Source organism: Rossellomorea sp. QJM3NY_18, assembly GCF_056173145.1.
The window spans coordinates 1,754,858-1,768,386 of record NZ_CM149659.1 but is presented as its reverse complement, the minus strand read 5'-3'; the positions used below and the strand labels follow the sequence as shown (position 1 = coordinate 1,768,386).

The window sequence follows — 13,529 nt, the reverse complement described above, 5'->3', positions numbered from 1 at the left end:
TTCTTCTGCACCTATTTCAAGCAGTTCCTTCTGCACATATTAAAAGGTCTGTTGTACTTTTACGACTTTTACAGCGGATATTCCTGCTTTACTTTCAACATTTGATGAATACCCGACTCAATCCTTTTTAAGAAAGCACGAAATATAGAAGCCGTCCCCTCCGAAATCCTGCGGAAATATTTGCATTTGGTTCCCTTCAATGAACGGTCTCACTGCTTCCGGAAGGTGGTCGAGTGCATGAAACTCAAATTCAGGGTGATCATTCAGAAATGCCGAAACGGTTCCTTCATTTTCATTACGATCCACCGTACATGTGCTATAGACCAATAATCCACCATTTTTGAGCAATGGTGCAACGGCTGAGAGGATATCGAGCTGGATTTTTTGAAGGGACAAAAGATCACTTTCTTTTTTCGCATATTTAATATCCGGTTTTCTTCTGAGTACGCCTAAACCCGAGCATGGTGCATCGACCAATATCCGATCGAAACTTCCCTTTTCAAATTTCTCTCCTGCTTTCCTGCTATCAAGGACAGCGGTGTGTACATTAGAAAGACCGAGTCGGGAAGCATTTTCATCAATTAACTTGACCTTATGCTTATGGAGATCCAATGCATGGACTTCGCCGGTTCCAGAAAGTTTCTCTGCGATGTGGGTCGATTTTCCTCCAGGTGCTGCACACGCATCCAATACTTTCATGCCTTTTTCAAGCTTTAAAGCATGAGAAACAAGCATCGAGCTTTCATCCTGTATCGTACATAATCCATTTCTGTATGCATCTGTTTTCGCGAGGTTCCCCCGCAGCGCTTGGACCGCCTCCGGGACGATCGAACTTTTTTTCACTTCATTCCCGTTTTCAATTAAAAGTTGCATAAGCTCTTCACGACTGATCCTGGTAGTATTAACCCGGGCAGTTTGATTTGGAGCGATCAAATTGGTTTCGCACATTTCTTTTGTTTTTTCTAAGCCAAATTGTTCTTCCCATCTCTTTACTAGCCAGTATGGATGACTCGTTTCGATGGCGACCCTTTCCACCGGATCCTTGATGGAATCAAGAGTCGGCAGACCTTTTCTCTGTACAGACCGCAATACCCCATTGACTAATCCTGAGATTCCTTTATGTCCTCTTTTCTTGGCGATTTCGACCGCTTCATAGAATACGGCACGATCCGGTATCCGGTCTAAGTAAACCAGCTGATAAAGGGATAATCGTAACAATTGACGAACCCAATCGTCCAGCTTCCCTTTAATGAAAGGAGCTAAATAGAAATCCAACGTCATTTTTCGTTGAATGGTCCCATATGTCAATTCCGTCAATAAACCGATATCCTTACTCGGCAGTTCATTTTTTTCAATCACGGAATGTAGCAGTAAATTGCTGTATGATTGATTTTTTTCCACTGCCTCGATGACATCGAGTGCTGCTTCCCGTACGGTTTTATTTCGTTTACTCATTTTCTTCTCCTAACATCAGGCCTGCTTTTAAATGTGCGCCCGCTCCCCGAAGATAGTCCTTTGCACTCATCCTTTTCTTCCCGGAAGGCTGTAAATCGGTGATTTTGATCCCAGTTGAATTCCCGGTCGAAACAACGAAACCATCCTCTTCAATCCCGATGATTTCCCCAGGTGATGACGGGGTCACGCTTACTTTCTCTCCCCACCATACTTTCATGACAGAGTCGTCTAATGTGGTATACGCAACCGGCCACGGATGCAGTCCCCTGATATGGTTGTAGATTTCTTCCCCGTCTTTCGCCCAGTCTATCTTCTCTTGTTCACGCTTGATATTCCGTGCAAAGGTCGCTTTTGAATCGTCTTGTTTTACAGGGGAGATTTCCCCTGCAAGTAATGGAGGGATGGTGTCAATCAGTAATCTTGCACCTGCCGCGCTCAGTTTGTCGTGAAGCGTACCCACATGATCACGCTCTTCGATCTCCACTTCCACTTGGCTGATGATGTCACCCGCATCCAGCTTTTCCACCATATACATAATGGTGATGCCCGTTTTCCCTTTTCCCTGGAGAATGGAGTAATGGATTGGCGCGCCACCTCGAAGTTCCGGAAGTAGGGAAGCATGAACATTGATGCAGCCATATTTAGGTGCCTCAAGCAAAGCGTTCGGAAGAATCTGTCCGAAAGCAGCCGTCACGATAAGGTCCGGTTTTAAGTCAAGCACTTTGTTTAATTCTTCTTCATTCTTTATCTTTTCCGGCTGGTAGACCGGGATGCCGTGCTTTTCAGCAGCCACTTTGACAGGTGGAGGCGTAAGGGTCCTTTTCCTTCCGACAGGGCGATCGGGTTGTGTCACCACCGCGATCACATCATATTTTTCATCGATTAGAGATTGGAGAACAGGAACCGAGAAATCGGGTGTTCCCATGAAAATCACTTTCGTCATTTAAGCTTCATACCCTTCTAATTCTTCTTCTGTGATATATTTTTCTACTTTTGTTGTAAATAATATGCCGTGCAGGTGATCGATTTCATGCTGGATGGCCCTGGCCAGAAAATCCTGGGCTTGAAATTCAACCATTCTCCCCTTACGGTCTTGTGTACGGACCCTGATCGAGTATGGGCGTGTCACTTCCCCGTAGAGACCCGGGAAGCTCAGGCATCCTTCCAGGTCGGTTTGAGACCCTTCTGACTCGATGATTTCCGGGTTGATCAGTTCGATCGTTCCTGAGTCATCGCCGATGTCGACGATTGCTACCTGAAGGTCGACCCCGACTTGAGGGGCAGCCAGCCCGACTCCGTCCGCTTCGATCATGGTATCATACATATTTGCGAGTAATTTCTTTAACTTTTTATCAAAATCCGTTACCTTTCCGCATTCTTTTTCGAGAATGGCATCCGGATGCATGACGATTGGAAGTATTGCCATAACTGTCCTCCATTTTTCTATATAAATAGTGTTACATCAACATATAAGGGTTCACATCTATGGAGATGGTTAACCCTTGTGATGCATATTGCTGCTGAAATTGATCGAGTACCGTTTTTAATGTACTGCCAAGATTTGGTTCACGCTTGTATTTTATCAAACATTGATAGCGATATCTATTCTTGATCCTCGGAATGGGCGATGCCACAGGCCCCAGGATGATCGTTGTATCGGATAGCTTTGAACGGACGAAAGCCGTCATTTTCTCTGAAATATCAACGACCTTCATTAGATCTTCATGACTTAATGTGATCAGTGTGATGTAGTAAAAGGGAGGATAGGAACCCATTTTTCTCATCATCATTTCCTGCTGGTAGAAACGATTATAATCATGATTGGATGCTAATTCGATTGAGTAGTGCTCCGGTGTGTACGTTTGTATGACTACTTCCCCGGGAAGCGTGTGCCTGCCTGCCCTTCCACTTACTTGAGTCAATAATTGGAACGTCTTTTCCGCTGCCCTGAAATCCGGCAGATGGAGCATCGTATCCGCACTGAGTACGCCGACCAGGGTGATATTTGGAAAGTCCAGGCCCTTTGCGATCATTTGTGTACCCAGGAGGATATCTGCCTTCCCTTCCCCGAAAGCGGTTAACAGTTTTTCATGTGAGCCTTTCCGGGATGTGGTATCGACATCCATACGGATGATCCTTGCATCCGGGAGGAGCTTCGTCAATTCCTCTTCTACCTTCTGTGTACCCGTCCCAAAATAACGGATATGCTCACTTGTACATTCGGGACATGTGGATGGGACCCCTTCTTCATAACCGCAATAATGGCATTTCATCCCGTTGGAAAATCGATGATAGGTCAAGGATATGTCGCAATTCGGACATTGCAGGACAAAGCCGCAATCTCGGCACATTATGAACGATGAGTGCCCCCTGCGATTTAGAAAAAGGACCGTTTGCTCTCCCTTTTCAAGTCTGTCCTGGAGCTTTTCGAAAAGGTTCGTTGAAAACATCGACCGGTTTCCCTTCCTGAGTTCCTCTCTCATATCCACAATATCGACGGATGGAAGCGGGCCGTCATTCATCCGTTTATCAAGCGTCAATAGTCCGTACACACCTTTTGAAGACCGGGCGAAGGATTCAAGGGAAGGAGTCGCACTGCCTAAGATCACCGGGCATCGATGGAATTCTCCTCGGTAGATCGCAACGTCCCGTGCGTGATAACGAGGATTCTCCTCTTGCTTGTAGCTGGTTTCATGCTCTTCATCGATAATGATGATCCCGATATTTTCAAAAGGGGCAAAAACGGCAGAGCGGGCTCCGACCACCACTTTCACTTCCTTGCGTTGAATCTTTCTCCATTCATCATATTTTTCTCCGACTGATAATCCGCTGTGAAGAACGGCGACATCGTCACCAAACCTTCCTTTAAAGCGGTGTACCATCTGAGGGGTAAGGGAAATCTCCGGAACAAGTACAATCGCCTCTTTCCCCTCCTCCAGTACCCGTTGGATGGATTGCAGATAAATCTCTGTTTTCCCGCTGCCTGTTACACCGTAAAGAAGAAATGTGTGATGCTTCCCTTGATCAATGGTGCTCAAAATAGGACCGATCGCCTCTGCCTGCTGGGAAGTCAATGAAAGGGGGAAGGTCTTCTCAAATGTTCGATTTTCAAAAGGATCTCGGTACATTTCCACGTTTTTCTCAACAATGATCCCTTTATGGACTAAAGACTTAACGGTACTTGAAGTCGTGGCCATCACTTCCATCAGGGTGGATGCCAGTATCCCATCACCACCAGGAGCAGCATCCATCATATATTCGATGATTTGTTTTTGTTTACTGGCCTGAGGTGGCAAACGATCTTTCATTTCATCCACTTGATCGATCGGTACGTTCAGATAAAGCTTTCGTACGGTTTTCTTATTCCCTTTGGCTTTCACCCTGTAGATGACTTCAACAGAGCCTTTCTTTACCTCTTTATGTACGAGAGGGAGCAATCCGCTTTCTTCGATTGCATTCCAGGAAACCTCTCTTCCGTTCTGAAAAAAGCGTTGGAGGGAGAGATGAAGCTCACCCGGATTCCTGTCTTCTTCAAGTCGAAGGAATTTTTCATACTTCGCTTTCATGGCTGCGGGAAGCATCGCTTGGAAGGCTGAGATTTTAAAGCAGAGGGTTTTCTCAGTCAACCAGTTGCCCAGCGTGAGTAATTCTTTGTTCAGGACGGGTACGAGATCCATCGGCTCGACAATCGATTTAAGTTTTGAGACTTCCCCTTTCTCCTTTAACTCAATGACAAAGCCTTGGATTTTCCTCGGACCAAAAGGCACGACGACCCTCATACCGGGAACGATACTGCCTTTCCATTCATCCGGGATACTGTAATCATATGTTCGATCCGTCTGCATGGCAGGAACGTCGACAATGACGCTAGCTACGTTCATGTGAGGAACCCTTCTTTATGTGCCGGATGGCTTCTTTATAGATTTCTTTTGCTACCTCTACCTTTGATAATAAAGGAAGCTCGCGAACGTCTCCCCCACTCGTGACAATCGATACTTTGTTTGTATCTGTTCCAAATCCGGATCCCATTTCTTTCACGTTATTTGCGACGATCATATCTGCCCGCTTTTTCACAAGCTTCGACTTAGCGTATGTTTCAACGTTTGTCGTCTCTGCTGCAAATCCGATGAGGTATTGGTGGGTCTTCCTTTCACCAAGGCTCATTAATATATCCTTTGTACGCTCAAATTCAATCACTAGATTTTCATCTTTTTTCTTTAACTTATCTTCAAAAATTTCTTTAGGGCGGTAATCGGCAACCGCCGCACTCTTAACGACGATATCTGCAGATGGAAATACTTCATGCACCCTATGATACATTTCTTCAGCAGTCGTCACGGAGACAAATTCAACATCTGCCGGAATCGGTAATCCGGAAGGTCCGGAGATCAATACTACTTCCGCTCCAAGGGAAACGGCCGCTTCCGCAAGGGCATACCCCATCTTTCCCGTTGAACGATTGGAAAAGAAACGCACAGGGTCCACCATCTCCCTCGTCGGACCAGCTGTGATCACTACTTTTCTCCCCTCAAGCAGCTTGCTTTCACTTACACGCTCCCGAAAAAAGCGATCAACCAACTCCACTACCTTCTCCGGTTCTTCCAATCTTCCTTTACCAATATACCCACAAGCTAAATACCCTTCACTCGGTTCGACAAATTGATGGCCAAACCCAAAGAGGGTGTCGATATTCCTTTTTACCGCTGGATGATCATACATATGTACATTCATGGCCGGGGCGATCCACACTTGTGCCGTCGTTGCAAGAATCGTCGTAGTAATCATGTCATCTGCAATCCCGTTTGCAAGCTTCCCGATCATATTTGCCGTGGCAGGTGCCACCAGTACGAGGTCAGCCCAATCCGCCAAGTCGATATGAGCAATTTTTGATGAATCTTTTTCATCAAAGGTGTCCCAATACACATCTTGACGGGATAATGCCTGAAACGTAAGGGGAGCCATAAATTTCTGTGCCGACTCCGTCATGATCACCTTCACTTCAGCACCGCCTTGAACCAATTTACTTGTCAAGGCTGCCGCTTTGTATACAGCTATTCCACCAGATACACATAATAGTATTCTTTTCCCCTGCATCATTCTACTTTCCCCCATTACTCTTTATCCTTCTTATATTATGAAGGATATTGATTGAAAAAGAAAATAGGGTTGTCCCGAAAGATGATGAAATCTTCCGAGTCAACCCTTGGAGTTATTCAATAAGATCCGCCAGTCTATTCATCAGAATAAACTGCTTTGGCGTCTCTTTCTTTCATAGATAACTGACCGGCATGAATTTCTTCAAGGGCCTTACCTACGAACTTATGCGAATCATATCGGTTCAAACGGTAATCCCCCGTGTCTTGCAGGTTTCTTGCACGCTTAGCCGCTATACTGACTAACGAATATTTAGAATCAATCTTCTTCATTAATGAATCAATGGATGGGTTTAACATTTATTCAGCCTCCAGCATATTTAAGTATCGTTGTTGCACTCGTTCCCGTTTGCAGTGTTCTGCTTGCACAATGGATTTAATCTTATCTACCGCATGTTCAATCTGATCATTTTCAACAATGTAATCATATAAATTCATCATTTCGATTTCTTTTCTCGCGGTATTCATTCTGCCCCTGATCAAATCATCTGTCTCAGTGCCTCTTGTTACGAGGCGGTTCTGAAGTTCAGAAAGACTGGGGGGTGCCAGGAAAATAAACAAACCTTCGGGAAATTTATCTCTGACCTGCTGTGCACCTTGTACTTCGATTTCAAGAAAGACATCTCTTCCTGCATCCAGGGTTTCCCTGACATAATCTACAGGGGTTCCGTAATAGTTACCTACGAACTCTGCATATTCCAACAGTTTCCCCTGTGTGATCAGCACTTCGAAATCCTCTCTTGATTTAAAGAAATAATCTACACCATCCACTTCTCCTTCACGGGGTTTCCGCGTGGTCATGGAGATGGAATATTCAAACCTTGTATCTTCCTGGGAAAAAATCGCTTTACGAACTGTTCCTTTCCCTACACCTGAAGGTCCGGAAAGAACGATCAGCAATCCTTTTTCTTTCATTTATTTACCCTGCCCTTCTTCTACTAAATCCTCTTTATCTGTCAAACGATGAGCAACGGTTTCGGGTTGAACAGCTGAAAGAATAACGTGATCGCTATCCGTAATGATGACCGCTCTTGTTCTTCTTCCGTATGTAGCATCAACGAGTGTTCCCCGGTCTCTTGCATCTTGTATCAAGCGTTTGATCGGGGCTGATTCCGGACTTACGATTGAAATGATCCGGTTGGCTGAAACGATATTTCCAAATCCTATATTGATGAGCTTGATCGACATAACGCTCCTCCTAATCAATAGTTTAGTTTCGCCAGAATGATAGGAAACTAAACTTCTTATTCTACATTTTGCACTTGTTCCCTCAGCTTCTCAAGTGTTGATTTCAGTTCCACCACAATGGTGGCAATGAGGGAATCATTTGCTTTGGAACCAATTGTATTCACTTCCCTGTTCATTTCCTGGATCATGAAATCCAGTTTCCTGCCTACAGGACCACAATCGATTAATGTGGAGTGAAAGTACTGAATATGACTTTGAAGTCTTGTCAATTCTTCCGTTATGTCAGACTTATCCGCAAAGATGGCCACTTCCGTAAGCAAACGGCTTTCATCGAAAGATGTTTCGTTGTATTCGGCAATCCTTTTTCTTAATCGTTCTCTATATTGATTGACCACTTCCGGCGCATGACTGGACAGTTCAATGATATTCTTTTCAAACTGACTGAGATGAATGAGAAAATCTTTCTTGAGAAGTTCTCCTTCTTTCTCCCGCATCTTTCTAAGGTCCAGCGCTGCTTCATCCACAGCTTTTAATACCAGATTCTCAAGCTCTTCATTTTCTTCTTCCATTTCTTCAATCATGATAAATTCTTCTCTGTTCAAGAGATGGGATAATTGCACTTCATCTTCTAAGGAAAAGGTTTCTTTCACTTTATTTACTAACTGATAATAATCTTGAATGAGCTTCCAGTCAATATGAAGATTTTTATGCACAAGTCCGTCCCCTGTGATGGTAATGAAAATATCAACTTTCCCTCTTTTAACATTTTGGGATACTTGCTTCTTGATTTTATCCTCTAGCTTCATTAATTGTCGCGGCATTCTTATGTAACATTCACTGAATCTGTGATTCACGGATTTCATTTCAACCGTTACAGTATGTTGTTGAGAGTCTGATTTACTTCTTCCAAAGCCTGTCATACTGACAACCATTACGATCACATCCAATCCTTTGACGGTATTCGTATGTAAGATAACAGATTTCACTTTCTCGTGCTGATATATTGTGAAGGGAAGCACTCACTTATGAACAACATATCGCTTTATATAAAAAAGGTAATAGAGGATTTTCTCTATTACCTTTTGGATTATACCACATTTCACTGTTTTTTTCTTGCAAAAAATGACCCTGCCAGTAAAAAGGTTGGAACGGAGCTTAAACCAATGATCAAGAGCCAATCTTTCAATACGATCGGTACTGTATGGAAGATCGGTTGCAGGGAAGGGATATAGATGACCAAGAGCATTAATATGAGTGAAGATAATACGGCAAAAACGAGATACATGTTCCCGAACGGATTTCTTGAAAACACCGATACTTCACTTCGGCAGTCGAACACATGGATCAGTTGTGCCATGACCAGGGTAGCGAACGCGACGGTTTGGGCATACGCCAAGTGATCTGGGTGAGTCTTATACGATAGCATGAACGCAAGCAGCGTCGCCCCGCCGATCAAGAATCCCCTGGAGACCACTTTCCACCCGAGCCCCCTTGCAAACACACCTTCCTTTGGATGTCTCGGTTTTCTTCTCATGACATCATCTTCCGGCTTATCAAGACCAAGTGCCATGGCAGGGAGACCATCAGTCACCAGGTTCACCCATAAAATCTGAATCGGCACCAATGGAAGCGGGAGCGCCAGAATCATGGCAAATAACATGACGAGAATTTCACCGACGTTTGAAGCTAAGAGATATCGAATGAACTTGCGGATATTTTCATAGATGTTCCTCCCTTCCTGAATGGCTGATTTAATCGTAGCGAAGTTATCATCCAACAGGACTAACGATGAAGATTCCTTTGATACGTCCGTGCCTGTAATCCCCATGGCGACTCCAATATCCGAGGATTTTATGGCAGGGGCATCGTTGACCCCATCCCCTGTCATCGCCACGACATGTCCCCTGTTTTGCAGGGCTTTGACGATTTTCAGCTTATGCTCGGGTGATACACGTGCAAACACCGATACTTCATCCACAATTTCTTCCAGTTCATGTACTTCCATCAGGTTTAATTCTTTTCCATCCATGACACGGTCTTTACTTTTCAAGATGCCCAGCTGTTTGGCAATGGCTTTCGCCGTCAGAACATGGTCCCCGGTGATCATGACCGTCTTGATCCCGGCAGCACGACACTCTTTCACCGCCTGCTTTACCTCTGGTCTCGGGGGATCGATCATCCCTTGTAAACCGATGAAGGTCACCCCTTCTTCCACATCTAGTTCCACCAGCGTTTCGACAGCCCGATCCTTGATCGGTTTATATGCAATAGCTATGTTTCGTAAAGCGTTTGATGACATCTCACTGATGGCACCTTCTACTTTTTCAGTGATCTCTGGAGATTTCGGTTGTAGCCTTCCCTCCCACAGGATCGATTCGCTTTTCCCGACCAATACATCCGGAGCACCTTTCGTTACGGAGAAGTGCTTTCCATTCTGGTCGGCCACTATGATACTCATCATCTTCCTTGTGGAATCAAAAGGGAACTCTTTGACAATCGTGAATTTTTTCTGCAATGATTCCCTCGAAAGCCCGGCCTTTAAACCTGCTACAAGAAGAGCCCCTTCAGTGGGGTCTCCATCGACGATAAAGGTTTTTTCACGAGTTACAAGGTCTGCATGATTGCAGAGCATCCCGAAGGTCAACAGTTGCTGCAGTGCATTCTCACTGTGAGGCGTCACCCTTTTTTCCCCGATATAAAATTGGCCATCAGGTTCATAACCGGTGCCAGTGACGGTCCATGTCCTTCCACCACTCCACAGATGGGTGACCGTCATCTTGTTCTGGGTCAAGGTTCCAGTTTTATCCGAACAAATCACGGATGCACAGCCCAATGTTTCCACCGCCGGCAGCTTTCGGACGATGGCTTTCTTCTTGATCATCCTTTGAACACCAAGTGAAAGGGCAACCGTCACAATGGCGGGTAACCCTTCAGGTATGGCTGCTACGGCCAATGACACCCCGGCTAAGAACATCGTATACATATCATGGCCCTGAATCACGCCGATTCCTACAACCAATCCCGTCAGCACAAGAGCAACCGTAATGAGGATCTTCCCTAACTCTTCCAGTCTTCTTTGAAGAGGGGTCGTCATGGTTTCTGCGTTTTGGATCATATCGGCAATTTGCCCCATTGCCGTTTTCATACCAATTGAAGTCACAACACCGATTCCATTCCCCCTCGTGACCATCGTCCCCATAAATGCCATGTTTTCCAAGTCTCCGAGACTCATATTTTCACCATTTACAGGATTTATGGATTTGGTGACAGGTATTGACTCCCCGGTCAGGGCGGATTCCTCTATTTCAAGATTATTCGCTTCAATGAGACGTACATCCGCTCCGACCCGGTCTCCACTTGCAAAGCGTATGACATCCCCAATGATGACATCCTTAGAAACGACCTTTACCCACTTATCGTCCCTTAACACCGAAACCTGGGGTGCAGAAAGCTCCTTTAAGGCCTGAAGCGACCTCTCAGCTTTCCGCTCCTGGAAAAAACCTAAAAAACCGTTAATGAACACAATGGCAATAATGGCGATGGCATCGATGTATTCACCAAGTAAACCTGAAATGAGCGTGGCTGCCAATAACACGAGAACCATAAAATCCTTGAACTGACTAAAAAACAATAATAAAGCTGACTGCTTCTCAGCTTCTTCTAATTGATTGTACCCGAATTGTTTCCGTCTGATTGTTACCTCTTCTGTTGAAAGCCCTTCTTGATAATTGGTATTTAATGACTGCTCTATGTCCTCTTGTCTCATCTCATGAAATTTCATGCAACCATGTCACTCTCCTCCTACGATACGAAAAGTTGTCCTTCTCATAGCATTCTTATTCAGACTCGTCCTAAAAAATGATATGATTTAAGTATGTTTTGCATTTTCCCTTTCAGGGGGATAAAATCGGTTACATTTGATACACTTTTCAACCACGCCCTAGTCGGATAGAATTAAACTATACTGAAATCGCATGAAGCAGAGGATGTTATATATGTCATTTGATGGATTATTCACAAGAAACATGACGAAAGAATTGAATGAAAACCTATTACACGGACGCATTAACAAAATACATCAACCTTATAAAAATGAAATCATCATGGTCATTCGGGCAAATGGAAAGAACCATAAATTGCTCTTATCCGCTCACCCAAGTTACTCACGTGTTCAATTAACCGCTGAGAATTACGACAATCCACCGGTTCCCCCGATGTTTTGTATGTTGTTGCGAAAACATCTTGAAGGGTCGATCATCGAAGGGATCAATCAGATTGAATTAGATCGTATGATTGTATTCGAAGTGAAAGGCAGGAACGAAATCGGGGATATTTCTTATAAACAACTGATCATTGAAATAATGGGCCGTCACAGCAATATCATTCTAATCGATAAAGAACGAAATATGATTCTTGACAGCGTCAAGCATATTTCACCAAGCATGAATACGCATCGTACTGTCTTGCCTGGCCATACCTACGTGTTGCCGCCCCAACAGGATAAAATAAATCCACTTGAAGCAGAGACGGTAGATGTTTTACGTGCCCTTGATTTCAATTCAGGTAAACTTGATAAACAGATCGTCCAATCTTTCGCCGGTATCTCGCCCCTTTACGCGAAGGAAGTCGTACACCGGGCCGGGATCGGTAGCGGGTCAGCCATTGCAGAGTCATTCGTATCTTTGATTGCCCATGCAAAAAATGATGCTATAACGCCGACCCTGATCACAGCAGAGAAGGAAACGTTCTACTGGATGGACCTTCTGCATCTTCAAGGTGAAAAACAAACATTTCCTTCCTTAAGTGAACTGCTTGACCGGTACTTTTACCAGAAGGCTGCACGAGATCGAGTCAAGCAACAAGGAAATGACCTGGAGCGGTTCATTCGAAATGAAAGAGATAAAAATGTCAACAAAATAACGAAACTCGAGCAGACGCTTGACGATGCACAACAGGCTGACCGCTATCAACTGCTCGGTGAACTCCTTACTTCGAATCTATATGCCGTAGAACGGGGCATGACGGAAGTCAGCGTAGTCAATTATTATGACGAAAACGGGGAAAGTATCACGATTCCATTAAACCCTCAAAAGTCACCTTCCGATAACGCTCAGAATTATTTCTCGCGTTATCAAAAAGCGAAGAATGCCATAAAGATCGTCCATGAACAAATTGAAAAAGCGCAGGAAGAGATTGTTTATCTCGAACAATTACTGCAGCAATTAGAATCTGCTTCGACGAAAGATGTGGAGGAAATCAGGGAGGAACTCGAAGAAGAGGGTTACCTGAGGGTCCGCAAGCAAACAAAAAAGAAAAAAGCCAATACGAAGCCTGTACTGGAACAATACATGTCATCTGACGGGACACAAATCCTGGTCGGTAAAAATAATAAACAAAACGACTACTTGACCAACCGTGTCGCAGGTAGAGATGAGATCTGGCTTCACACGAAGGATATTCCAGGGTCTCACGTGGTCATCAAGAGTCATAAGCCAACTGATAAAACGATCAAGGAAGCGGCCAATATTGCCGCCTACTTCAGTAAAGCCCGAGAATCAAGCTCCGTGCCCGTTGATTTCACCGAAGTCAAACAGGTCAAGAAACCTAAAGGTGCCAAACCCGGATTTGTCATTTATGAAGGACAGCAAACCGTATACGTGACACCGGATCTTGATTTGGTCCGATCGTTAAAAGATTGATATAGCTCAAGATGCACTTTCATTCAGTAAAGAA

At 44.5% G+C, this 13,529-nt stretch carries 11 protein-coding genes; 1 reads left to right on the top strand and 10 read right to left on the bottom strand.

The annotated features are described in order from the left end of the window. Nucleotides 1–117 precede the first annotated feature (117 nt). The 10 genes from rsmB to AC0VXY_RS09020 form a co-directional block, all read right to left on the bottom strand. The gene (rsmB, locus tag AC0VXY_RS09065) at nt 118–1,455 is read right to left on the bottom strand and encodes a 16S rRNA (cytosine(967)-C(5))-methyltransferase RsmB (protein WP_435991412.1); all 1,338 of its coding nucleotides are present in this window, start codon (nt 1,453–1,455) and stop codon (nt 118–120) included. Next, on the bottom strand, nt 1,448–2,398 hold the full coding sequence (gene fmt, locus AC0VXY_RS09060; RefSeq protein WP_475527574.1) for a methionyl-tRNA formyltransferase: 951 nt from the start codon (nt 2,396–2,398) through the stop codon (nt 1,448–1,450). The genes rsmB and fmt overlap by 8 nt, the downstream gene beginning before the upstream one ends. Then, complete coding sequence (gene def, locus AC0VXY_RS09055; protein WP_435991416.1) at nt 2,399–2,881, bottom strand: peptide deformylase; 483 nt, start codon at nt 2,879–2,881, stop codon at nt 2,399–2,401. Between the two features lie 31 nt (nt 2,882–2,912). After that, on the bottom strand, nt 2,913–5,336 hold the full coding sequence (gene priA, locus AC0VXY_RS09050; RefSeq protein ID WP_475527573.1) for a primosomal protein N': 2,424 nt from the start codon (nt 5,334–5,336) through the stop codon (nt 2,913–2,915). After that, entirely contained in the window at nt 5,323–6,552 is a 1,230-nt protein-coding gene (gene coaBC, locus AC0VXY_RS09045; protein ID WP_475527843.1) for a bifunctional phosphopantothenoylcysteine decarboxylase/phosphopantothenate--cysteine ligase CoaBC, read from the bottom strand. The genes priA and coaBC overlap by 14 nt, the downstream gene beginning before the upstream one ends. Nucleotides 6,553–6,686: 134 nt before the next feature. Then, entirely contained in the window at nt 6,687–6,908 is a 222-nt protein-coding gene (rpoZ, locus tag AC0VXY_RS09040) for a DNA-directed RNA polymerase subunit omega (RefSeq protein ID WP_034755771.1), read from the bottom strand. After that, nucleotides 6,909–7,523 (bottom strand): guanylate kinase, encoded by a 615-nt coding sequence (gene gmk / locus AC0VXY_RS09035; RefSeq protein WP_435991420.1) that lies wholly within the window; start codon nt 7,521–7,523, stop codon nt 6,909–6,911. It lies immediately after the preceding gene. Further along, nucleotides 7,524–7,796, bottom strand: coding sequence for an extracellular matrix/biofilm regulator RemA (gene remA, locus AC0VXY_RS09030; RefSeq protein WP_034755776.1), 273 nt, complete (start codon nt 7,794–7,796; stop codon nt 7,524–7,526). It lies immediately after the preceding gene. Nucleotides 7,797–7,852: 56 nt separating this feature from the next. Then, nucleotides 7,853–8,728: a YicC/YloC family endoribonuclease gene (locus tag AC0VXY_RS09025; protein ID WP_435994553.1), complete on the bottom strand. Its 876-nt coding sequence runs from the start codon at nt 8,726–8,728 to the stop codon at nt 7,853–7,855. A 167-nt stretch (nt 8,729–8,895) separates the two neighbouring features. Next, nucleotides 8,896–11,577: a cation-translocating P-type ATPase gene (locus AC0VXY_RS09020; protein ID WP_475527572.1), complete on the bottom strand. Its 2,682-nt coding sequence runs from the start codon at nt 11,575–11,577 to the stop codon at nt 8,896–8,898. A 214-nt stretch (nt 11,578–11,791) separates the two neighbouring features. Between AC0VXY_RS09020 and AC0VXY_RS09015 the strand changes: the two genes are divergently transcribed. Continuing rightward, the gene (locus AC0VXY_RS09015; RefSeq protein WP_475527571.1) at nt 11,792–13,495 is read left to right on the top strand and encodes an Rqc2 family fibronectin-binding protein; all 1,704 of its coding nucleotides are present in this window, start codon (nt 11,792–11,794) and stop codon (nt 13,493–13,495) included. The last annotated feature ends 34 nt before the right edge of the window (nt 13,496–13,529 follow it).